General features: G+C 66.8%; 22 protein-coding genes and 1 pseudogene. 3 read left to right on the top strand and 20 right to left on the bottom strand.

Annotated elements, in window-relative coordinates; genetic code table 11:
• Positions 1-190: 190 nt before the first annotated feature.
• Together ACFOOR_RS08210 and ACFOOR_RS08205 are read left to right on the top strand one after the other, a co-directional pair.
• Entirely contained in the window at positions 191-652 is a 462-nt protein-coding gene (locus ACFOOR_RS08210; RefSeq protein ID WP_343164407.1) for a nuclear transport factor 2 family protein, read from the top strand.
• A complete protein-coding gene (locus tag ACFOOR_RS08205) occupies positions 652-1,143 on the top strand; it encodes a nuclear transport factor 2 family protein (RefSeq protein WP_343164406.1) in 492 nt (163 codons plus the stop codon). Before ACFOOR_RS08210 ends, ACFOOR_RS08205 begins: the two co-directional genes overlap by 1 nt.
• Positions 1,144-1,266: 123 nt before the next feature.
• Here the strand turns inward: ACFOOR_RS08205 and infB are convergent, their stop codons facing one another.
• The 19 genes from infB to ACFOOR_RS08110 form a co-directional block, all read right to left on the bottom strand.
• The gene (gene infB, locus ACFOOR_RS08200; RefSeq protein ID WP_343164405.1) at positions 1,267-3,828 is read right to left on the bottom strand and encodes a translation initiation factor IF-2; all 2,562 of its coding nucleotides are present in this window, start codon (positions 3,826-3,828) and stop codon (positions 1,267-1,269) included.
• 120 nt (positions 3,829-3,948) lie between these two features.
• Entirely contained in the window at positions 3,949-4,599 is a 651-nt protein-coding gene (locus ACFOOR_RS08195) for an RNA-binding protein (RefSeq protein WP_343164404.1), read from the bottom strand.
• On the bottom strand, positions 4,571-6,295 hold the full coding sequence (nusA, locus tag ACFOOR_RS08190; RefSeq protein ID WP_343164403.1) for a transcription termination factor NusA: 1,725 nt from the start codon (positions 6,293-6,295) through the stop codon (positions 4,571-4,573). The genes ACFOOR_RS08195 and nusA overlap by 29 nt, the downstream gene beginning before the upstream one ends.
• The gene (gene rimP, locus ACFOOR_RS08185) at positions 6,292-6,828 is read right to left on the bottom strand and encodes a ribosome maturation factor RimP (protein WP_343164402.1); all 537 of its coding nucleotides are present in this window, start codon (positions 6,826-6,828) and stop codon (positions 6,292-6,294) included. The genes nusA and rimP overlap by 4 nt, the downstream gene beginning before the upstream one ends.
• A 129-nt stretch (positions 6,829-6,957) precedes the next feature.
• Positions 6,958-7,650: a tRNA (guanosine(46)-N7)-methyltransferase TrmB gene (gene trmB / locus ACFOOR_RS08180; protein ID WP_343164401.1), complete on the bottom strand. Its 693-nt coding sequence runs from the start codon at positions 7,648-7,650 to the stop codon at positions 6,958-6,960.
• An 8-nt stretch (positions 7,651-7,658) separates the two neighbouring features.
• Positions 7,659-8,825, bottom strand: coding sequence for a methionine adenosyltransferase (gene metK, locus ACFOOR_RS08175; protein ID WP_343164400.1), 1,167 nt, complete (start codon positions 8,823-8,825; stop codon positions 7,659-7,661).
• A gap of 86 nt (positions 8,826-8,911) precedes the next feature.
• The gene (locus tag ACFOOR_RS08170; RefSeq protein WP_343164399.1) at positions 8,912-9,325 is read right to left on the bottom strand and encodes a helix-turn-helix domain-containing protein; all 414 of its coding nucleotides are present in this window, start codon (positions 9,323-9,325) and stop codon (positions 8,912-8,914) included.
• A 109-nt stretch (positions 9,326-9,434) separates the two neighbouring features.
• Entirely contained in the window at positions 9,435-10,952 is a 1,518-nt protein-coding gene (gene lnt / locus ACFOOR_RS08165; protein WP_380214257.1) for an apolipoprotein N-acyltransferase, read from the bottom strand.
• Positions 10,953-11,068: 116 nt separating this feature from the next.
• Positions 11,069-11,959, bottom strand: coding sequence for a hemolysin family protein (locus tag ACFOOR_RS08160; protein WP_343164397.1), 891 nt, complete (start codon positions 11,957-11,959; stop codon positions 11,069-11,071).
• The gene (ybeY, locus tag ACFOOR_RS08155) at positions 11,952-12,422 is read right to left on the bottom strand and encodes an rRNA maturation RNase YbeY (protein WP_343164396.1); all 471 of its coding nucleotides are present in this window, start codon (positions 12,420-12,422) and stop codon (positions 11,952-11,954) included. The genes ACFOOR_RS08160 and ybeY overlap by 8 nt, the downstream gene beginning before the upstream one ends.
• Positions 12,419-13,435 carry a PhoH family protein gene (locus ACFOOR_RS08150; protein WP_343164395.1) on the bottom strand — a complete coding sequence of 339 codons (1,017 nt, stop codon included), beginning with the start codon at positions 13,433-13,435 and terminating at the stop codon, positions 12,419-12,421. The genes ybeY and ACFOOR_RS08150 overlap by 4 nt, the downstream gene beginning before the upstream one ends.
• Positions 13,432-14,808 (bottom strand): tRNA (N6-isopentenyl adenosine(37)-C2)-methylthiotransferase MiaB, encoded by a 1,377-nt coding sequence (miaB, locus tag ACFOOR_RS08145; RefSeq protein WP_343164394.1) that lies wholly within the window; start codon positions 14,806-14,808, stop codon positions 13,432-13,434. The genes ACFOOR_RS08150 and miaB overlap by 4 nt, the downstream gene beginning before the upstream one ends.
• Before the next feature lie 89 nt (positions 14,809-14,897).
• The gene (locus ACFOOR_RS08140; RefSeq protein WP_343164393.1) at positions 14,898-16,133 is read right to left on the bottom strand and encodes a TCR/Tet family MFS transporter; all 1,236 of its coding nucleotides are present in this window, start codon (positions 16,131-16,133) and stop codon (positions 14,898-14,900) included.
• 19 nt (positions 16,134-16,152) lie between these two features.
• Positions 16,153-16,578: a Fur family transcriptional regulator gene (locus ACFOOR_RS08135; RefSeq protein ID WP_343164628.1), complete on the bottom strand. Its 426-nt coding sequence runs from the start codon at positions 16,576-16,578 to the stop codon at positions 16,153-16,155.
• A 34-nt stretch (positions 16,579-16,612) separates the two neighbouring features.
• Positions 16,613-17,056 (bottom strand): ribosomal protein S18-alanine N-acetyltransferase, encoded by a 444-nt coding sequence (rimI, locus tag ACFOOR_RS08130; RefSeq protein WP_343164392.1) that lies wholly within the window; start codon positions 17,054-17,056, stop codon positions 16,613-16,615.
• Positions 17,053-17,721: a tRNA (adenosine(37)-N6)-threonylcarbamoyltransferase complex dimerization subunit type 1 TsaB gene (gene tsaB, locus ACFOOR_RS08125; RefSeq protein ID WP_343164391.1), complete on the bottom strand. Its 669-nt coding sequence runs from the start codon at positions 17,719-17,721 to the stop codon at positions 17,053-17,055. The genes rimI and tsaB overlap by 4 nt, the downstream gene beginning before the upstream one ends.
• Before the next feature lie 9 nt (positions 17,722-17,730).
• Complete coding sequence (locus ACFOOR_RS08120; protein WP_343164390.1) at positions 17,731-18,345, bottom strand: malonic semialdehyde reductase; 615 nt, start codon at positions 18,343-18,345, stop codon at positions 17,731-17,733.
• Positions 18,346-18,434: 89 nt separating this feature from the next.
• Complete coding sequence (locus tag ACFOOR_RS08115; RefSeq protein ID WP_343164389.1) at positions 18,435-18,986, bottom strand: NifU family protein; 552 nt, start codon at positions 18,984-18,986, stop codon at positions 18,435-18,437.
• Positions 18,987-19,051: 65 nt separating this feature from the next.
• A complete protein-coding gene (locus tag ACFOOR_RS08110; protein WP_343164388.1) occupies positions 19,052-19,534 on the bottom strand; it encodes a universal stress protein in 483 nt (160 codons plus the stop codon).
• A gap of 66 nt (positions 19,535-19,600) precedes the next feature.
• Here ACFOOR_RS08110 and ACFOOR_RS08105 point away from each other — a divergent pair, with 66 nt between their 5' ends.
• The gene (locus tag ACFOOR_RS08105; RefSeq protein ID WP_343164387.1) at positions 19,601-20,155 is read left to right on the top strand and encodes a hypothetical protein; all 555 of its coding nucleotides are present in this window, start codon (positions 19,601-19,603) and stop codon (positions 20,153-20,155) included.
• Positions 20,156-20,191: 36 nt separating this feature from the next.
• Here ACFOOR_RS08105 and ACFOOR_RS15265 read toward each other — a convergent pair.
• Positions 20,192-20,290: pseudogene (locus tag ACFOOR_RS15265) on the bottom strand (IS110 family transposase); the annotation flags it as partial.

The following is a 20,290-nucleotide window of genomic DNA, read 5'->3' as shown; positions in this document are numbered from 1 at the left end:
GAAGGGCGGATGAGGGGTTCTGCTCCGTAGTTGAAGTCTGAGTGCGCCCCCTCACCCCTGACCCCTCTCCCCCAAATGGGGGCGAGGGGAAATACCCTGACCAATCGGTAAGGCTTGTGCCGCGAACGTGAGTGGCCGGTGATCGCGCCATGGGGTCTATCGAGCTGTCTTCAATTTCAAGGGGGAGATGATGATACGAACACTGACAGCCGCCGCGGCCCTGGCCGCGATTGGCGGCTCTGCGCTGGCGCAGGAAACACAAGAAGCGGTGGCCGAGGCCTATCTCGCCGCCTATCAGGCGCAGGATTTCGCGGCGCTCGAGGCGCTCTATGCCGAGGATGCGGTCTTCATCGACCCGACGTCAGAGGCGATCCAGGGCATTGGCGGACCGTTCGACTGGACCGGGCGCGAGGCGATCCTTGCGGGCATCCGCGCATGGGGCGCGACCCGGCTGGAATACACGGTCGACCGGAGCTGGTCGGCGTCCGGCCATGTCGTGTTCGATGGCGCAGTGGCCGCCATTTATGAAACCCAGACCGGTACGGTCGCCTATCGCTACCCGATCGTCACCATCGTCACGGTGGGGAATGGCCAGGTCACCGAACACCGCGACTACACGGACTTTTCCGGCATGACGCAGGAGACCCGCTGATGCTGCGTACAATCCTGATTTCCGCCGCGCTGGCGTTGACCGGCACATCCGCCCTGGCGCAGGAGACGCGCGAGGCCGAGACAGTCGCGCGGGCCTATATGGACGCCTATTCGCGGGTGGACTGGGACGCGATGGCGGCCTTGATGTCCGAGGACATCATCTTCGCCGACACCACGGCGACGGGAACGGACGACCCTCAGGGCATCGTCACCGAAGGCCGCGAAGCGTTTCTGGAGATGCTGCGCGGCTTCGAGGCGCAATACCATCCGATCGAGCTCGGCTTTGTCTGGGACACGGTGTTTGCCAGCAATGAGACCGTGGTGTTCATCGGCCATGTCAACGCGCTCTACCCGACCGAAGACCCGGCGCAGCATTTCCGCTGGCGGTCGCAGCAGGTCGCGGCGGTCACGGTGCGCGACGGCATCGTGATCGCGCACCGGGATTTCGCCAATTATCCGGGCGCGGAGCAGGGCCTGGTTCCGGTGGAGTAGAAGGGCCGCTTTCCCCTCTTCCCCTAAAGGGGGCGAGGGGAAGTCAATCCGGGGCAGAACAGACATCGAAAAGAAAAAGGGCGGCCCGAGAGCCGCCCTTTTCGTGTCGGGTGAGGGGATGGATCAGAGCTTGCGCTCGATCTCCTCGACCTCGAAGCACTCGATCAGGTCGCCCTTCTGCAAGTCTTCGTAATTCTCGAAGGCCATGCCGCATTCCATGCCGGAGCGGACCTCGGCCACTTCGTCCTTGAAACGCTTCAGTGTCTTCAGCTTGCCCTGGTGGATCACGGTGTCGTTGCGCAGCAGGCGCACGCCCGAGCCACGCTTCACGACGCCTTCGGTCACCCGGCAGCCGGCAACCTTGCCGGCCTTGGAGATGTTGAAGACTTCGAGAATTTCGGCATAGCCGATGAAGGTCTCGCGCTTCTCCGGCGCGAGCAGGCCTTCCAGCGTCGCCTTCACATCGTCGAGCACGTTGTAGATGATCGAATAATAGCGGATCTCCACGCCTTCGCGCTCGGCCATCTCGCGCGCCTGCTTGTTAGCGCGGACATTGAAGGCGAAGACCGGAGCGCCCGACGCCTTGGCCAGCAGAATGTCGCTTTCGCTGACACCGCCCGCCGCGCCGTGCACGACGCGTGCGGCGACTTCCTCATTGCCGATCTTCTCGAGCGCCTGGGTGATGGCCTCCGCCGAACCCTGCACATCGGCCTTGAGCACGATGGGCAGTTCCTGCGTCTCCTTCTGCTGGAGACGGGCCATCATCTGCTCGAGCGAGGTGCCGGTCACCGTGCCCGAACCCGCCGAGCGCTTCTGGCGCTGACGATAGTCGGCGATCTCGCGGGCGCGGGCCTCGCTGTCGACGACGGCGAAGAGTTCGCCCGGTTCCGGCGCTCCGTCGAGGCCGAGAATCTCGGCCGGCTGCGACGGGCCGATTTCCTTCAGCTGCTGACCGCGTTCGTCGATCAGGGCGCGCACACGGCCCCACTGGGCGCCGGCCACGACGATGTCGCCGCGCTTCAGCGTGCCGCGCTTGATGAGTACGGTCGCGACCGAACCCCGGCCCTGTTCGACCTGCGATTCGACCACGACGCCGTCGCCCGGACGGTCGGGATTGGCCTTGAGATCAAGGATTTCGGCCTGCAACGTGATCGCCTCGGTCAATTCCTCGAGACCGGTGCGCTTCAGCGCGGAGACTTCGACGGCCTGGGTTTCGCCGCCCATCGCCTCGACGATGACTTCGTACTGCAGCAGCTGCTGCAGGACGCGCTGCGGGTTGGCGCCTTCGCGGTCCATCTTGTTCACCGCCACGATGATCGGCGCATTCGCCGCCTTGGCGTGATGGATGGCCTCGATCGTCTGCGGCATGACGCCGTCATCGGCCGCGACGACCAGGATGACGATGTCGGTCGCCTGTGCCCCGCGCGAACGCATCGACGAAAAGGCGGCGTGGCCGGGCGTGTCGAGGAAGGTGATCTTGTCGCCGGTCTTCAGCTGAACCTGGTAGGCACCGATATGCTGGGTGATGCCGCCCGCCTCGCCCGCCGCGACGTCGGTGGAGCGCAGCGCGTCGAGCAGCGAGGTCTTGCCGTGGTCGACATGGCCCATGACGGTCACGACCGGCGGGCGCGGCTTCTTGGTGTCTTCCCGATCGTCCTCGGCGATGAAGCCTTCCTCGACGTCGGATTCCGACACGCGCTTCGAGACGTGGCCGAAATCGGCGACGATCAGTTCGGCCGTGTCGGCATCGAGCAGGTCGTTCACGCGGACCATCTGGCCCTGCTTCATCAGGTATTTCACGACGTCCGCGGCCCGTTCGGCCATGCGGCTGGCGAGATCCTGGACCGAGATGGCTTCCGGGATCACGACTTCGCGCTGGATCTTGTCGCGCTCGCCGCCGGAGCTGGCGCGGCGCTGCTTTTCGCGTTCGCGGGCGCGGCGCACCGAGGCGAGCGAGCGCTGGCGCTCCTCGTCACCCTCGGTGACGGCCTGAATCGTCAGCTTGCCTGCCGAACGGCGGCGGGATTCACCGCGCTGGCGCGAAATGGCCGGCGCCTTGTTGGCCCCGCCCTTGCGCTTGACGCGTCCGCCCATTTCCTCGAGCGCGCTCTCGACATCGTCGGTCTCGCCCTTGGCGGCTTCGCGCGCCTTTTCCTTCGACGGATCCTTGCGGGCCGGCGTGACGACGGCGTCGGGATCGGGAATGTCGGCCGGGTCCGGCGCGGCGACGACCGGTTCGGCCTCGCGCTGCCTGGCTTCCTGCTCGGCGGCGCGGCGCGCCTCTTCCTCGGCTTCCTGCCGCTTGCGGTCCTCGAGCTGCTTCTGCTCGGCCTCGGCGCGCTTGTCGCGCTCCTCGGCTTCGGCCTTTTTCTGGGCATCGCGTTCGGCAGCTTCGGCGCGGGCGCGCTGGATGGCGCGCTGACGCGCCATCAATTCCTCTTCGGACAGGCCCAGCTCGCGCGCCTTGGCGGCCAGCGCGGATTCCTTGCCGCCCTTGGCGGGGGCACCGCCGGGCTTGCCCGGGGCAGGCGTGTCCTTGGGACCGGCAACGCGCTTGCGCTTCATCTCCACGACGACGGACTTGGACCGCCCGCGCGAGAAGCTCTGCTGCACCGTGCCCGCGCCGCCGCGAAGCGACAGCGGGCGCCGGCCCGATCCGGAATTACGTTCGTCGTTGTCGCTCATGCGAGCCTTTCAACACGGCGTCTACATACATGATGGAGCGCCCGCTGCCGTGGGCCGGCACTCCGAATTCTCCAGTCCTCCGGACGGAAGGCCGCTAACCTAGCCAGCTTCCGTGCGGATTCAACCGTCCTGGCTGGTCTTTCCGCCGGGATCGATGTCCCGGAATCCGGCCAGCTTCGTCATCGTCTCGCCGAAGGCCGCGACTTGCGGACCCCCGGTCAGGACGGCGTGAACCAGGGCGTCCCGGCCCAGCGCCTGTCCCAGTTCGGCCGCGGTAAAACACCCCGCGACCGGAATTTCACCCCAGGCGGCCCAGGCCAGCCTGTCCAGCTTGCCGCGCCCGTCGGGGGCGGCGTCCGCCGCCTCGATCCGCCAGGCGGGCCGGGCGGACTTCAGCGCCGCATGCGCCGTGTCGAAGCCCGCGGCCAGGTCACCCGAGCGGCGGGCCAGTCCGAGCAGCGACAGCGCCCGAACCGAAAGCCGTTCGGCGATCCGGTCGGCCAAGCCGTCCGGCACCGCGACCGGCGCTTTCGCGCTGCGGGCAAACGCCTTGCGCTTCAGCGCGGTCTCGACCGCGTCGCGGCTCGCCGTGACCCAGACGCCGCGCCCGGGGAGCCGGGCGGTGACATCGGGGACCAGTTCGCCTTCCGGCCCGATCGCGATGCGCACGAGATGCGCCTCGTCCCGGGTTTCCCCGGTCGCGACGCAGCGGCGTTCGCGGCGTTTCGGGCCGGCTGACGGATCAGCCGCGGTCGTCGTCCTCCGCGTCATCGCCGTCCTGTTCCATCTCGGCCGCAACGGCCTCGTCGAGATCGACACCGAGCGCGGCGGCTTCCGCCTCCATCGCCTCGAGATCGAGATCGCCGAGATCGTCTTCGCCCTCGACCGCTTCCGGCTCCGGCTGCGGCAGGTCGTCCTCGGAGATCCAGCCGGCCGCGACGCGGGCGCGCAGGATCATCATTTCGGCGTCTTCGGCAGTGATGTCGAAGCCATCGAGAATGCCCGGCTCGCGCACGCGCTCGCCATTGCGGGTCTCGAACCAGCCGCGCAGATCGTCCGGCGTCATGCCGGCAAGATCATCGACCGTCTTGACGTCATTCTCGCCGAAAGCGACCGCCATGGGAAGCGTCACGCCTTCGATCTCGAGCACGCCGTCCTCGACACCGGCTTCCTTGCGCTTGGCGTCCTGCTCGGCCGCGATGCGTTCCAGGTAGTCGCGGGCGCGGGCCTGGATCTCGTTCGCCGTGTCCTCGTCGAAGCCTTCGATCACCGCGATCTCGCCGAGATCGACATAGGCGATCTCCTCGACGTCGGAGAAGCCTTCGGTGGCAAGGAGTTGGGCAATGACCTCGTCGACATCAAGGGCCGTCATGAAGAGGCTGGTGCGCTCGGCGAATTCCTTCTGGCGGCGTTCCGACTCCTCGACCTCTGTCAGGATGTCGATCGACCAGCCGGTCAGCTGCGAAGCGAGGCGGACATTCTGGCCGCGGCGGCCAATGGCCAGCGACAGTTGGTCGTCCGGCACCACAACCTCGATACGGCGGTCTTCCTCGTCGAGCACGACCTTGGCGACTTCCGCCGGCTGCAGCGCGTTGACGATGAAGGTCGCCGGGTCCGGGGACCACGGAATGATGTCGATCTTCTCGCCCGCCAGTTCCGACACGACGGCCTGAACGCGGCTGCCGCGCATGCCGACGCAGGCACCGACCGGGTCGATCGAGCTGTCGTTCGAGAGCACGGCGATCTTGGCGCGGCTGCCCGGGTCGCGGGCGACGGACGGGATTTCGATAATGCCCTCATAGACTTCCGGCACTTCCTGCGCGAACAGGGCGGCCATGAAGTCCGGATGGGCGCGCGACAGGAAGATCTGCGGGCCGCGGGTCTCCTGGCGGACATCGTAGATATAGGCGCGGACGCGGTCGCCCGGCTGGATGTTCTCGCGCGGGATGGCGTCGTTGCGGCGGACAATGCCCTCGGCGCGGCCGAGATCAATGATCGCATTGCCGTATTCGACGCGCTTGACGATGCCGTTGACGATCTCGCCGACACGGTCCTTGTACTCTTCGTACTGGCGCTCGCGCTCGGCTTCCCGGACCTTCTGGGTGATGACCTGCTTGGCGGTCAGCGAGGCGACGCGGCCGAATTCGATCGGCGGCAGTTCGTCGGAGAAGACGGTGCCGATCTCGGCGTCCTTGTCGATCTTCTTCGCATCGGCGAGCGACAATTGCTGGGAGTCGTTCTCGACCTCTTCCACCACGGTCATGCAGCGGGTGAGCTTCATCTCGCCGGTCTTCGGGTCGATCTTGGCGCGGATGTCGTTCTCGGCGCCGTAGCGCGAGCGGGCCGCCTTCTCGATCGCGTCCTCGATGGCGGCGAGAACGAGTTTCTCGTCGATCGACTTTTCCTGTGCGACCGCGCGCGCGATCGCCAGCATTTCAGTCTTGTTTGCGCTGACGCCGATATTCATGGCGTTTCCTCGCTCCCTTGCTCGGGCGCGCCACCGCGCGCCTTCAGATCTGCAGCCATCAGGGCATCGGTGAGCACGAGTTTCGCATCCGCGATCCAGTCGAACGGGATGTGAGCGGTCTCGGTCTCGCCCTTCATGTCGAGGAGGACATGGCCCTCCTCGTAACCGGCCAATGTGCCGGTAAAGCGTTTGCGGCCCTCGACCAGCCGGTCGAGTTCCAGCTTCGCCTCGAAGCCTTCCCAGCGCGCGAAATGCGCCGGGGCCGTCAGCGGCCGGTCGATGCCGGGCGACGAGACTTCGAGCGTGTATTCGTCGCCGATCGGGTCATTCTCTTCCAGCATGGCGGAGACGGCGCGCGACAGGGTGGCGCAATCCTCGACATTCATCGTGCCGTCGTTCCGCTCGGCCATGATCTGGAAGGTCTTGCGCTTGCCGCCCATGACGCGCACGCGCACGATCTCGAATCCCATGGCCATGGCGATCGGCTCCACCAGGGCGAGCAGGCGTTCATCGAGGGTCGTCTTGGTCTTCACGGCAGTGCGGTCCGGCCTTCGGCGGTAACAAAAACGGCGGCCCCGGTCGGAGCCGCCGATAACGTGTCATCGACACGCAATCGAACTGTTGGCGTGTCTATACGCCCGAAGGCGCACGGATGCAATGCGCTAGCGCCGCTCGAAATCGAACCAGACCGGGGCGCAGTCGCCGAGCCGCTTGGTCTCGTAGCGCGTGGTGATGTGGTCGGCGGGCGGTGTGCGCCAGTCGGCGGCCTTCCCGGCCAGCCATGTCAGCTTTTCCTGCCGCCGGAGGACTTCGAGCGCGTGGTCGGCATAGGCCATGACGTCGGTGGCGACCCGAAGAAGACCGCCGGGCTTCAACAGGCGGACGAATTCGCTGGCGGTTTCGTCCTGCACGAAGCGGCGCTTGGCGTGGCGCGTCTTCGGCCAAGGGTCAGGAAAGAGCAGATAGATCCGGTCGAGACTTTCATCGGGCAGGCGCGGGAGAATGTCGCGCGCATCGCCAAGATGCATGCGCACATTCTCCAGACCGCTTTCCTCGACCCCGGTCAGCGCCTTGGCGAGCCCGTTGACGAAGGGCTCGATGCCGATGAAGCCGGTATCCGGATGGCGTTTCGCCTGCGCGACGAGATGCTCACCGCCGCCGAAGCCGATCTCGAGGATGTGCCGGTCAAAGCGCGGATCAGGCTCGACTGGTCCGGTATCGGGCAGGGCAATCTTCGGCAGGAGATTGTCGACGAGACCCTGCTGACGCGCCGACAGGGGGCGGCCCTTGGTCCGCCCGAACGTGCGCAGGGCGCCCGAAGGCGCCCCGCTGTTATGCTCAACCCTGTCAGTCACGACCTGGCTCAGGCGAGCGACTTCAGCTGATCGACGAGGTCGGTCTTCTCCCAGGAGAAGCCGCCATCGGCGTCCGGGGTGCGGCCGAAATGGCCGTAAGCCGCGGTGCGGGCGTAGATCGGACGGTTCAGCTGCAGGTGCTCGCGGATGCCGCGGGGCGACAGATTGACCATCTGCGGCAGCGTCTTTTCCAGCACTTCCTCGGCGATCTGTCCGGTGCCGTGCAGGTCGACATAGACCGAGAGCGGCTTCGATACGCCAATGGCATAGGACAGCTGGATCGTGCATTTCCGGGCGAGGCCGGCGGCGACGACATTCTTCGCGAGATAGCGCGAGATGTAGGCCGCCGAACGATCGACCTTGGTGGGGTCCTTGCCGGAGAAGGCGCCGCCGCCATGCGGTGCCGCGCCGCCATAGGTGTCGACGATGATCTTGCGGCCGGTCAGACCGGCGTCACCGTCCGGGCCGCCGATGACGAAATTGCCCGTCGGGTTGACGTAGAATTCATCCTCCGGCGGGAACCAGCCCTCCGGCAGAACCGACTTCACGACCGGGCGAACCAGTTCGCGGACGTCGGCCGGGGTAAAGCCCTGCTTGTGCTGGGTCGACACGACGACCGACAGCACTTCGACCGGCAGGCCGTTCTCATAGCGCAGCGTGACCTGGGACTTGGCATCGGGTTCGAATTCGGGACGCTCGCCGGATTTGCGCAGTTGCGCCATCCGCTTCAGGATTTCGTGCGAATACTGGATCGGGGCCGGCATCAGCGCCGGGGTCTCGTCGGTCGCGTAACCGAACATGATGCCCTGGTCGCCCGCGCCCTCGTCCTTGTTGCCCGCCGAATCGACGCCCATGGCAATGTCGGCGGACTGCTCGTGCAGGAAGTTCTGGAAGTTGGAATTCTTCCAGTGGAAGCCGTCCTGTTCGTAGCCGATGTCCTTCACTGCCGCGCGCGCTGTGGCTTCGATCTCGTCGTCCGAGAACTCGCCTGCGCAGCGAATCTCGCCGGCCAGGACGATCTGGTTCGTCGTCGTCAGCGTTTCGCAGGCGACGCGCGCATAGGGGTCCTTGGACAGGAAGAGGTCGACGATGGAATCCGAAACGCGGTCGCAGACCTTGTCGGGATGGCCTTCGGACACGCTTTCGGAGGTGAAGATGAAGTTCGAACGGCTCACGGCGGATCTCCAGATATAAAGATGTCTTTATATGTCGGCGGGCTTAAAGCCGATCCGAGCGCGGAGTGCAACCGGGAAGTCGGGTTTTATTCGGAATCCACGGCGTTTTCGTCAGCCAGCGTACGAACTAGATCGAGGATGCGGCGGCGCACCTTGGAGTCGCTGATCCGCGAAAACGCCTGCGCCAGCGCCACGCCGTCGGGGCTCTGGATGAAATCGTAGACGATCGGCGACTGGTCCGATTCTGCCAGTCCGCCCTTTGCGGCGGAAAGGCCATCGAAGAAAAAGGTCACGGGAACGTCGAGCACATGCGACAGCGACCAGAGCCGGCTGGCCCCGATGCGGTTGGACCCGCGCTCATACTTCTGAACCTGCTGGAAAGTAACCCCGAGTTCCTCGCCGAGCTTCTCCTGGCTCATTTTCAGGAGTTGGCGGCGCAGGCGGACGCGCGATCCAACGTGCTCGTCAATCTGGTTCGCTTCCCGCGGATTTCGCTTCATTCGCTGCCCCTTTGGAATCACCGTTCTCACGATATTCGCATGTCTAATATACCAGTTGTCGCTAAAATATAGATGCCAAACCGGTCGATTAGTACGAAAAGTTTCACATTCACGAGCGCCGCCGCAAAAGCTTTGCGATCGACCGTCGGCGGACGACCACGAATCCTGCAAGCGCACAAGCCCAGAACAGAAATGCGGCCGCGTTCCCGGTGACCGAATAGAGTGTGGGCGGCCGTGCGGGCGGCAGGTCGAAATCGAACGCTCCCTCCACGCCGGGCCGAACCAGACGGTTCGTGCGGCCCAAGGCGTCAATCACCCCCGACCACCCCCCCGAGGCCGTCCGAGCGATGGGCAGCCCCTCCTCGATCGCCCGGTATTGCGCGATGTTGAGGTGCTGCACGGGCCCGGCTGTCGGCCCGAACCAGGCATCGTTCGACAGGTTGGCGATCCAGGCCGGCCGCCGCGCCCCGCGCGCCGTGAACAGCGGATAGGCGATCTCGTAGCAGACGAGCGGCGCGAAGGGCGGCGCGTTGTCGAGCTGGATGTTGGCCGCGCCCTCCCCCGGCGAATAGCCCTCGACCATGGTCGAGAGCGAGGCGATGCCGAAGCTTCGGAAGACCCCGGCGAAGGGAATGTACTCGCCGAACGGCACCAGGCGGACCTTGTCATAGAGGCCGTCAAGCCTGGGCCGGCCGCCGGGAAAGCTGACGGCCGCGATGGCGTTGTAATAGCGCGTGCCCCCCGGCGCCTCAGTGTCGCGGCGCGGCGTTCCCGCGATCAGGGTGGGTCCGTCCGCGAGCAGTCGGGACAGCGGCGCGAGCGTGTCGCCATCCTCAAGCAGGTAGAGGGGCAACGCCCCTTCCGGCCACAGGACGTGAGTCACCGATTCCAGGCCGGGCGCGCCGGTCGCCTCGAGATAGCGGTCGCGCACCATGGCCTGATTGCCGTCCTGCCACTTTTCGCGCTGGCCGATATCGACCTGGACAATACGCAGCCGGACGCCGGTCGGCTCTCCCGGGGCGGCGGCTGCGAGGCGCTGGGCGCCCCAGGCGAACAGGCCGGCGAAGACGATCACGGCGACAAGAAGAGGGGCGTAACGGCCGGCCCGCACCGGGCGTCCCGCCAGCAGGGACGGCGTCAGGAAACCCAACAGGGTCAGAAAGCTCAGCCCCCAGGCACCAATCAGCGCCGCCGATTGCGAAACAGCGCCGCCCCCGGGCCAGACATAGGCCGGCAGATTCCACGGAAACCCGGTCAGGACATGGCCCCGGCCCCATTCCGCTGCGAACAGGAGGACGGCGAAGAACAGTATCCGCGCCGGCCCGCGCCCGCCGAGCCGGGCCTGGGCCGCCCCGGCAAGCCCCCAGAACAGAGCCAGGATCGCGGCCAGCCCCAGCGCCGCCAGCGGCCCGAAGGGCGCAAAGGCCGGACCGCGGCTGAAGAAGGCGAAGGCGATCCAGAAAATGCCGGCGGCGAAATAGCCGAGCGCGAAGACGAAGGCGGTTATGAATCCGGCGCGCATCGGTCGGCGCGCGCGCGCCGCACCGTCGAGCGCCCATAGCAGAGCCGTCAGGCCGGCGACGAGCGCCGGAAAGAAGAAGACCGGAGCGTGGGCGAGTGCGGACACTGCGCCCAGCCCGAACAGAACACCGCGCCGGCGCCAGGGGGGAAGGGCGTTCAAGCCCGTTCTGAGCCGATCCGGAGCCGCACTGCGCCGGAGAAAGGATCGGACGCTGGCGAGACTCACGCGAGCTCGCCGGCGGCCGGCGGGACTTCCCCTTCACCGGACGGGCGACTGGCGCGAATGCGGACGCGCTTGATCCGGCGCGGATCGGCGTCCAGCACTTCGAATTCAAGCCCGCCGGGATGAGGGATGACCTCGCCGCGTTCCGGGACCCGGCCGGCGAGGGTGAAGACGAGACCGCCAAGGGTCTCGAAGTCGTCCTCGTCCTCGTCGGGCAGGTCGGCCGGCATGCCGGCTGCGCGCTCGAAGTCCTCGATCAGCAGGCGCGCATCGGCCTCCCACAGGCCGGGCCCGCGGGCGCGGATGCCGGGGGCTTCCTCCTCGTCATGCTCATCCTCGATATCGCCGACGATCGGCTCGAGCAGGTCTTCGAGCGAAACCAGACCGTCAGTGCCGCCGAACTCGTCGACGACGAGGGCGAGATGCATGCGCCGCGTCTGCATGCGCAGCAGCAGGTCCACCGCCTTCATCGAGGGCGGGGCGTAAAGCAGGGGGCGGCGGATGGTTGGCAGAATCTTGCGCTCCGCCCAGCCTTCCGGGTGCTGGCCACTGGCATCAGGCGCGAGGTGTCCGACCACGTCCTTGATGTGCGCCACACCGACCGGGTCGTCGAGCGTCTCGCGATAGATCGGCAGGCGGGAATGCGCGGCTTCCGCGAACAGGCGCGCCAGCTCGGCGAGCGGCGTGTCGATCTCGACGGCGGTGATGTCGGCACGCGGCACCATGACATCGGCAACCTTCAGCCGCTCGAAGTCAGCGGCCTTGAGCGCCAGGAACCGGCCGTCGGGCGGCGAGTCGGATTCGGGGGAGAGGTTGGGCGTGACCGCCCGGCCGGAGAATGCGCGCGCCAGACGCGCGCGCCAACTTCGGCTTATTCCGTCGTCACTCATTCATGCGGCCTCCGACCGCGTAAGGATCCGCAATCCCCAGCCGGGCCAGCGCCCGGCGTTCGATCGCTTCCATTTCCTCGGCCTCTGAATCGGCCTGGTGATCATAGCCCTGCAGGTGCAGGAATCCATGGATGAGAAGGTGGCGGACATGATCGGCGGGCGCAATCCCCCGTTCGCCCGCTTCTTTCAGGCACACGCCCGACGCCAGGGCGATATCGCCCAGCCAGCCTTCGGCGCTGTCATGCGCGGGGAAGGACAGGACGTTGGTCGGACCGGACTTGCCGCGATGCGCGGCATTGAGTTCCGCGATGGCGCCGTCGCCGGTGAACAGGATGCACAGCCCCTTGCCGCCGGACAGCGACAATTCGGCCTCGGCCGCCGCGATCGCTTCGGCGGCGAGGGCTTCGAGATCGCCGGCTGCCGACCAGGCCTCGTCCTCGACCACGCATTCGACGGGGGTCACTTCTTCGCTCCGCTGTCGTGCCGCTCATAGGCGGCGACGATGCGCGCCACGAGGTCGTGTCGAACCACGTCGCCCTTCTCGAAGCGGGTGATCGCGACGCGCGGATCGCCTTCAAGCAGGGACAGGGCTTCGGGCAGGCCGGAGGGGCTGCGGTGATCGAGGTCGGTCTGGGTCGGGTCGCCGGTGACGACCATGCGCGATCCCTCGCCAAGCCGGGTCAGCACCATGCGCATCTGGGCGCGGGTCGCGTTCTGGGCCTCGTCGACTACGACGAAGGCGCGGTTGAGCGTGCGGCCGCGCATGAAGGCCAGCGGGGCGACCTCGATGCGCTTGTCCTCGCGCATCTTCTCCATCTGGGTGCGTCCCAGGCTGTCGGTCAGCGCGTCCCAGACCGGCAGCAGGTAGGGATCGACCTTCTCGGTCAGGTCGCCGGGCAGGAAGCCGAGCTTTTCGCCCGCCTCGACGGCCGGGCGGGTGATGATCATCCGTTCGAAGCGCCGCAGCGCCAGCTGGCTGGCACCATAGGCCACTGCCAGCAAGGTCTTGCCGGTGCCGGCCGGACCGACGCCGAAGATCAGATCGTAATCGGATTCCGATTTCAGATAGCGGACATAATCGCCCTGGCGCGGCGTGCGGGCGAGGAAGCTCGCCCCGCGCGGCACGCGGATCAGGGCCGAATTGCTGTCATCGTCGGCCTCGTCCTGCATCAGCAGGGCGGATCGCACCGCCGCTTCGTCGCAGATCATCCCGCCATCGAGCCGGTCATAGAGCTTGGTCAGGACCCGTTTGGCCTCGGCCCGGGCCCGGGGGTCGTCGGCAGCGATCTGGATCTGGCCGCCGCCCGGCGCGGCGAGACGCACGCCCAGCTCCCGCTCGATCAGGATGAGGTGATAGTCCTCGGCACCGGCGAGGGCGCGGACCCTGTCGGCATTGTCGAAATGGACGGTCTCGGTCGCGGCCCGGCGCGGTTTCGCCGAACGCACGCGGCCGCCCTTGGGTCTGGTCTGTTTCACGCGGCATCCGCCTTTCCGCCCGCCAGTACGCCGGTCAGCGAGGAACGGGTCGCAGCCTCCACCCGCACTTCAACGATCTGGCCGATCAGCTGTTCCGGCGCGTCGCAATGCACCGATTGCAGATAGGGCGAGCGGCCATGCAACTGTCCCGGCTCCCGGCCGGCTTTCTCGAACAGGACGGGCAGGACCCGGCCGATCTGCGACCGGTTGAAGGCGCGCTGCTGATCCTCGAGCAGGGCCTGAAGCGCATGCAGGCGTTCGGTCGCCACAGCATCGTCGACCTGACCGGGGAGGGCAGCGCCCGGCGTGCCGGGGCGGCGGGAATATTTGAACGAGAAGGCGCTGGCGTAATGCACCCGGCGCACACCCTCCATCGTGGCCTCGAAATCGGCATCGGTCTCGCCGGGGAAGCCGACGATGAAATCGCCGGAAATGGCGATGTCGGGGCGGGCGTCGCGGATGCGGCCGATCAAATCCTCGTATTCGGCGAAGGAATGCTTGCGGTTCATCGCCTTCAGGATCCGGTCCGACCCGGCCTGCACCGGCAGGTGCAGATAGGGCATGACTTCCGCCACGTCCCGGTGGGCGGCGATCAGGTCGTCATCCATGTCGCGCGGATGGCTGGTCGTGTAGCGGATGCGGTCGATGCCGCCGATCATGGCGATGTGGCGCAAGAGCTTGCCCAGCGTCCACGGCCCGTCGGCCTCGCGGCCCGCGGGCGGGGCGCCGTGGAAGGCGTTGACGTTCTGGCCGAGCAGGGTGACTTCGCGGATGCCCTTGGCGGCGAGGGCGCGGACCTCGGCGGTGATCTGGTCGACCGGGCGCGACCATTCCGCGCCGCGGGTATAGGGCACGACGCAGAAGGAGCAGAATTTGTCGCAGCCTTCCTGCACGGTGACGAAGGCGGTGTAGCCCTCGACCTGGCGGTCGATGTTCAGCGCATCGAACTTCTCGTCCGGCTCGAATTCGGTCTCCAGCGCCTCGCCGCGTGCGCGATGCGTCCGGGCGATCAGTTCCGGCAGGCGGTGATAGGTCTGCGGTCCGACGACGAGGTCGACGACCGGCGCCCGGGTCATGATCTCCGCGCCCTCGGCCTGGGCGACGCAGCCGGCGACGGCGATCGTCATCGGCGCGCCGGTCTCGGCCCTGGCGGCTTTCAGCGGGCGCAGCCGGCCGAGCTCGGAATAGAGCTTCTCCGAAGCCTTCTCGCGGATGTGGCAGGTGTTCAGGACGACCAGATCGGCCCCGTCGGGTGTATCCGACGGCTCATAGCCCAGCGGTGCCAGCACGTCCCGCATGCGCTGCGAGTCGTAGACATTCATCTGGCAGCCATAGGTCTTGATGAAGACGCGTTTGCGCTCCGTACCCATCACATCTCCGCCGCGTGCGGCCGTCCTCGGTCGAGTGAGGGCGGGGTTATGGGCAAAAACCCCTTGTCTGGCAAGGGAAGGCGGGGCTCCGGCTATTCCGCCGCGGCGGGCTTGGGCTCGGGCCGGGTCGCCCGCACGATGATCAGCACCGCGAAGATGGTCAGAATGCCGGCCAGCGCGTAGGGCGCGCCGGGGAAGTAGACCGGCGCCTCGCGGCTGGAGAAGACGTAGAAGATCTGCGTCATCATGAAGGGGCTGAACACGCTCATCAGGCTGCCGAGACTGGTCACGCCGCCCTGCAGCGTGCCCTGCATGTCGGACGGGACTTCGGACGACATCACGCCCTGAAGCGCGGGGCCGGCAATGCCGGAAATCGCCCCGAGGACGATCACCGCGTAGACCGCCCAGGCATTCGGGGCCAGCGCATAGCCAAAATAGGCGAGCGTCGCGACGGAAAAGCCGAGGATGGCTGCGCGGCGCTGGCCGGTCCACTTGATGATCGGCCGGGCCAGCCCGCCCTGGACGAGGGCGCTCATGATGCCGACCGCGGCCAGCGACAGGCCGACCTGGGCGCCGGTCCAGCCGAATTTCTCGTAGCCGTAATAGGTCCAGACCGCCGGGAAGGCGGCGTGGCCGATATAGAAAAGCGCAACGGCGGCCAGAAGGCCGTAGACGACCTTGAACTTCTTCAGCTGCAGCAGGGTCCCGACGGGGTTGGCATTGACCCAGCGGAAGCGGCGGCGGTTCTCCGGTTTCAGCGTCTCGGGCAGGACGAAATAGCCATAGACGAAGTTCGCCCCGGCGAGGCCCGCGGCGACGAAGAAGGGCAGGCGGTGGTCGATCGTCATCAGGAAGCCGCCGAGCGACGGGCCGATGATGAAGCCGAGTCCGAAGGCCGCGCCGATCAGGCCGAAGCGTCCGCCGCGTTCCTCCGGCGGGGTGATGTCGGCGATGAAGGCTCCGGCGGTGGAATAGGTCGCGCCGAACATGCCCGACAGGGCGCGGCCGATGAACAGGATCCACAGCGAGGGTGCGAGGCCCATGACGAGATAGTCGATCGCAAATCCGGCGATGGCGACGAGCAGGACCGGCCGGCGGCCGAAACGGTCGGAGAGATTGCCGATGATCGGGGCGAAGACGAATTGCGTCAGGGCATAGAGCGCATAGAGCGCGCCGCCCCAGCGGGCGGCCTGGGGAATGGTCAGGCCGGTCACGTCGACGATGAGCTGCGGGATCACGGGCAGGATGATCCCGAGACCGATCATGTCGATCAGCACGGTGATGAAGATGAAGGCGAGCGCGTGCTTGCCCGGCTGGCGGTTGACCATGCCCCCTCCGGCGGACGCGTCAGACGGTGTCGGCGTCCTTTTTCAGAGGCACGGCGTATAACTCAAGCCGGTGATCGACAAGCCGGTATCCCAGCTTGCGGGCGACGGCTTCCTGGAGTTTCTCGATTTCCTCGTTCACGAACTCGATCACCTCGCCCGATTTCAGATCGATGAGATGGTCGTGATGGTCGTCGGAAGCCTCTTCGTAGCGGGCGCGGCCGTCGCGGAAGTCATGCCGTTCGATGATGCCGGCTTCCTCGAACAGGCGGACGGTGCGGTATACCGTCGCAAGCGAGATACGATTGTCGATCTGGACCGCGCGGCGGTGCAATTCCTCGGCGTCGGGATGGTCGTCGGCGGTCGACAGCACGCGGGCAATGACGCGGCGCTGGTCGGTCATCCGAAGCCCTTTTTCGACGCAGAGTTTCTCGATCCGGTCCGGCATCATCGCGTGCTCCATTCACCTGTCGGGCGAAGATTTACGCCGTTCGGCCGGATGCGTCCAATCCCGGAAGTGTTTTTTCCATCAGGATGGCGTCGCTGCCGTCTGAATAGTAGGCACGGCGGCGCCCCGTCTCGCGAAAGCCCGCCGCTCGATACAGGGCGAGCCCGGCGCGATTGCGGTCCGACACATCCAGAAACACCCGGCGTGCACCACGTTCCCGCGCGGCGGATTCGGCGGCTTCAAGCAGAGCCCGGCCCCGCCCGTGACCCCGTGCTGTCCTTGTGACGGCAAGGGTCAGGACTTCGGCCTCGTCGAGCACGGATTGCAGCAGGGCGAATCCAACGGGTTCGCCGGCTTCGGGCCGGATTGTCAGGATCATGCCGTCCATCGCGGCGAGGCGTTCCAGTTCGCTGGCGCTCCAGGGCCGGTCGAAGCCCTCGGCGTGAATGCGGGCCAGTGCGGTGAAGTCCGGCGTCATTCCGGCTCTGCTCCGCCGGGCAGTTTGGCATCGGGCGGGCGCGCATAGACGGGTGAGGGCGGAGCATCGGATTGCCCGGCCAGGTCCAGCAGGGTCCGGGGATCGAGATCGGGGCCGTCGGCCAATACCCCGCCGGCCCAGTCGGTCCGGTTCAGGGCCGCGCGCAGAATTGGCGCGCCGCTGCCCGCAGGCCGCACGCCGTTGTCGGCGAGCGGACGCAGCCATGAGGCCGCCGCTTCGATGGTCAGCCGTTCAGGGTCGCCAATCGCACCGCCCCGGTCGAACAGCTGGACAACAAGCTCGCCGCGCTTGGCATCGTGAATGACGGCGACGCGGCCGGTCCTGCGCGGATCCGCCATGTGTGCGATCACGGCCAGATTGGATACCCCCACCGCCTCGGCACCGGTGGCCAGCGCCAGGCCGCGGGTGAAGGCCACACCGACGCGGGTTCCGGCAAAACTGCCCGGGCCGGTGGCGACGCCGATCCTCGACAGATGCGACGGCTCGACACCGGCATCGGCCAGCAGGCCGGCGACCAGCGGGGCGAGGCGTTCGGCGTGTCCGCGCCCGAGGCGTTCGCCCCGGACAAGATCGTCATGGCCCGGCCGCCGCAGGGCGGCGATGCACCAGGCATTGGTCGTGTCGAGGGCCAGAAGCGCGCGCATGGCCTCCGTCTAGACGATCAGCGCGGCCTCGTCGAAGTCCAAACGCGGCAGGCGCGGGAAGATTTTCTCGCCGGTGCCATGGCCGAGATTGACGAGGAAATCGGCCGCCCAGGTCAGGCGGCCCGGATCGCTGGCAAAGAATTCCGCGTCGATCCCGGCCTTGTCGAAGCCCGACATCGGACCGGTATCAAGACCGAGCGCGCGCGCGGCGAGGATCAGGTAGGCGCCCTGCAGGATCGCATTGCGCGGGCCATGATCGTCGGCACCCTTCGCCATGATGTCGCGGGCGCCGGCACTGTGCGGGAAGAGTTTCGGCATCTGCTCGAAGAATTCGGTGTCGCGCGCGACGATCACCGTCCAGGGCGCGGACATCGTCTTGTCGACATTGCCCGGCGACAGGTGCGGCTTCAGCCGGGCCTTGCCCTCCGGCGTGCCGATGAAGACGAAGCGCGCCGGGGAATTGTTCATCGAGGTCGGGCCGAACTTCACCAGGTCGTAGAGCTGGCGGATGGTCGCCTCGGAGACGGGTTCGTCCGTCCAGTCGTAATGCGTGCGGGCTTCGCGGAAGAGCAGGTCGAGCGCCCGGTCGTTGAGCGCGCGGGACAGATTCGGGGTTTGAAGCATGGTCGCCTCCAGAGTTTTTCTGGAATGCGATATAATCCCGGGCTCAGCGGCGATTACCCTCAGATCTGGAAAAAGCGTCTGTCCGCTTTTTACCCGACGGCGACGACTTCGCGGACTTCCGGCACGTAATGCTTCAGGAGATTCTCGATGCCCTGCTTCAGCGTGGCGGTGGAGGACGGGCAGCCGGCGCAGGCCCCGCGCATGACCAATGCGACGATGCCGTTCTGCTCGTCGAATCCCTTGAAGATGATGTCGCCGCCATCGCGGGCGACGGCCGGGCGGACGCGGGTGTCGATCAATTCCTTGATTTCGCGCGCCGGACCTTCGGGCAGTTCTTCCTCGGCCGCCATCGCGTCGCCGGAGAACAGCGGCTTGCCGGATTCCAGCGCGTCCATGATGGCGCCGAGAATGGCCGGCTTGATATGGGACCAGTCGACGGTCTCGTCCTTCGAGACCGAGACATAATCCGCACCGCAGAAGACACCGGTCACACCGTCGACCGCGAACAGCGACTCGGGCAGCAGAGACCCGGCCGCGTCATCCGGCACTGCGAACTCGCGCGGTTCGTCCGGAGCGATCTCGCGCCCGGGCAGGAATTTCATCGTGTTCGGATTCGGGGTCGGTTCGGTCTGGATGAACATCGGGCACCGCCTTTCGCTTCACGGGCGGAAATGGCGCTTCCCCCGGTCCAGTTCAAGCGAGGACGTCAGGTCAGGGCGTCGATCGCCGATTTGTCGAGCCCGCCGGGGACGACGGTCACGGGTATGGGGCGGTCCTCGAACAGGCCCCTGCCGCGCGAAAGCGCGGTCACCAGCGGGCCGGGACCCTCGCCGGATTCCGAGGCGCCCAGCACGAGCAGGGCGATGGCCTGATCCTCGGCGATCAGCTTGGCGAGGCATTCCGATGTCCGGCCTTCTCTCAGGATCAGTTCCGGACGCGCGCCCAGCACGGCCTCGGCTTCCTCGGCGAGCGAATCCAGCATCTGGGTCGCCGCTTCCTCGGCCTCGCGGCGCATGGTTTCGCCCACGCCGATCCAGTGATCGAAATTCGGCGGCTCGGTGACGGCGAGAATGGCGAGCTTGCCGCCCGTCGCCTTCACCCGCTTGGCAGCGAAGTAAAGCGCGGTGCGGCATTCCTCGCTCTCGTCGGCAATGACGAGAAATTTGCGGTCTTCTGCGTTCATCTGCATGCCAAGTTGGCGAAGCCGGGGCCGCTCGTCCAGTGTGTTCCGCGTCCGCGACCTGGGTGAGGCGAAATGAGTGTGACGCATGCCGACCGGCGCAATGCAACAAGCGCCGAAAAAATCTGGTCGATCGAGGATGGCGTCCTGACCGCGCAGGAGGGCGAGCGTGTCGTCCACAGGGTGCCGCTGGATCGTGTCACCCAGGTCCGGCTGGCGCTTGAAATGGCCGGCAAGGAGGTCCAGGTCGTCTGCCGCGTCTCGGTTCCGGGGGAAGGCGAGGCGGTGTTCGGCTCACAAAGCTGGGCCGGGGTCGGGCAGTGGAACAATCGCGCGCAGAGCTTCCGGGCGCTGCTTGGCGAATTGCACACCGCGCTGATGCCGCGCCGGGACGAGATCCGCTTTCTGGAAGGCCAGTCGCTGGCCTTCCGCTGGATCATGACCGCCTTCGGCGCGGTCATGGCGGTGATCGGAGCGGCGATCGCGGTCTTTCTGCTGGCGTTCGAGGAGAATACGGCGGGTTTCTTCGCCGTCGCTCCGGCGGTCACCGGCGGCTGGATCGCCTGGCTGTTCCGGCCGCGCGCGCCCAAACCCTACGACCCGGCGACTTATGCGAAGGTGCCGAGCTAGTTTCCCTCGCCCTTCGAGGCTCGCTGCGCGAGCACCTCAGCAACCGTGTTGTTGCGGGTTGTTCCAGGTCTGGTTTCTGGCGACGAGGGTGTTGAGGAGAATGGTGAGTTTCCGGGTTGCGGCGATGAGGGCGAC

The organism is Hyphobacterium vulgare, from assembly GCF_042643335.1.
Lineage (GTDB): Bacteria > Pseudomonadota > Alphaproteobacteria > Caulobacterales > Maricaulaceae > Hyphobacterium > Hyphobacterium vulgare.
The sequence above is the reverse complement of the archived record's forward strand: the minus strand, read 5'-3'. Positions and strand labels throughout refer to the sequence as shown.

Bases quoted from the DNA above. Each gene is read 5' to 3' on its own strand.
- ACFOOR_RS08210 (WP_343164407.1), top strand. From the start codon at position 191: ATGATACGAACACTGACAGCCGCCGCGGCCCTGGCCGCGATTGGCGGC.
- ACFOOR_RS08205 (WP_343164406.1), top strand. From the start codon at position 652: ATGCTGCGTACAATCCTGATTTCCGCCGCGCTGGCGTTGACCGGCACA.
- infB (WP_343164405.1), bottom strand. From the start codon at position 3,828: ATGAGCGACAACGACGAACGTAATTCCGGATCGGGCCGGCGCCCGCTG.
- ACFOOR_RS08195 (WP_343164404.1), bottom strand. From the start codon at position 4,599: ATGACGCGGAGGACGACGACCGCGGCTGATCCGTCAGCCGGCCCGAAA.
- nusA (WP_343164403.1), bottom strand. From the start codon at position 6,295: ATGAATATCGGCGTCAGCGCAAACAAGACTGAAATGCTGGCGATCGCG.
- ACFOOR_RS08170 (WP_343164399.1), bottom strand. From the start codon at position 9,325: ATGAAGCGAAATCCGCGGGAAGCGAACCAGATTGACGAGCACGTTGGA.
- ACFOOR_RS08160 (WP_343164397.1), bottom strand. From the start codon at position 11,959: ATGAGTGACGACGGAATAAGCCGAAGTTGGCGCGCGCGTCTGGCGCGC.
- ACFOOR_RS08140 (WP_343164393.1), bottom strand. From the start codon at position 16,133: ATGGTCAACCGCCAGCCGGGCAAGCACGCGCTCGCCTTCATCTTCATC.
- ACFOOR_RS08135 (WP_343164628.1), bottom strand. From the start codon at position 16,578: ATGCCGGACCGGATCGAGAAACTCTGCGTCGAAAAAGGGCTTCGGATG.
- rimI (WP_343164392.1), bottom strand. From the start codon at position 17,056: ATGACGCCGGACTTCACCGCACTGGCCCGCATTCACGCCGAGGGCTTC.
- tsaB (WP_343164391.1), bottom strand. From the start codon at position 17,721: ATGCGCGCGCTTCTGGCCCTCGACACGACCAATGCCTGGTGCATCGCC.
- ACFOOR_RS08120 (WP_343164390.1), bottom strand. From the start codon at position 18,345: ATGCTTCAAACCCCGAATCTGTCCCGCGCGCTCAACGACCGGGCGCTC.
- ACFOOR_RS08115 (WP_343164389.1), bottom strand. From the start codon at position 18,986: ATGTTCATCCAGACCGAACCGACCCCGAATCCGAACACGATGAAATTC.
- ACFOOR_RS08110 (WP_343164388.1), bottom strand. From the start codon at position 19,534: ATGCAGATGAACGCAGAAGACCGCAAATTTCTCGTCATTGCCGACGAG.
- ACFOOR_RS08105 (WP_343164387.1), top strand. From the start codon at position 19,601: ATGAGTGTGACGCATGCCGACCGGCGCAATGCAACAAGCGCCGAAAAA.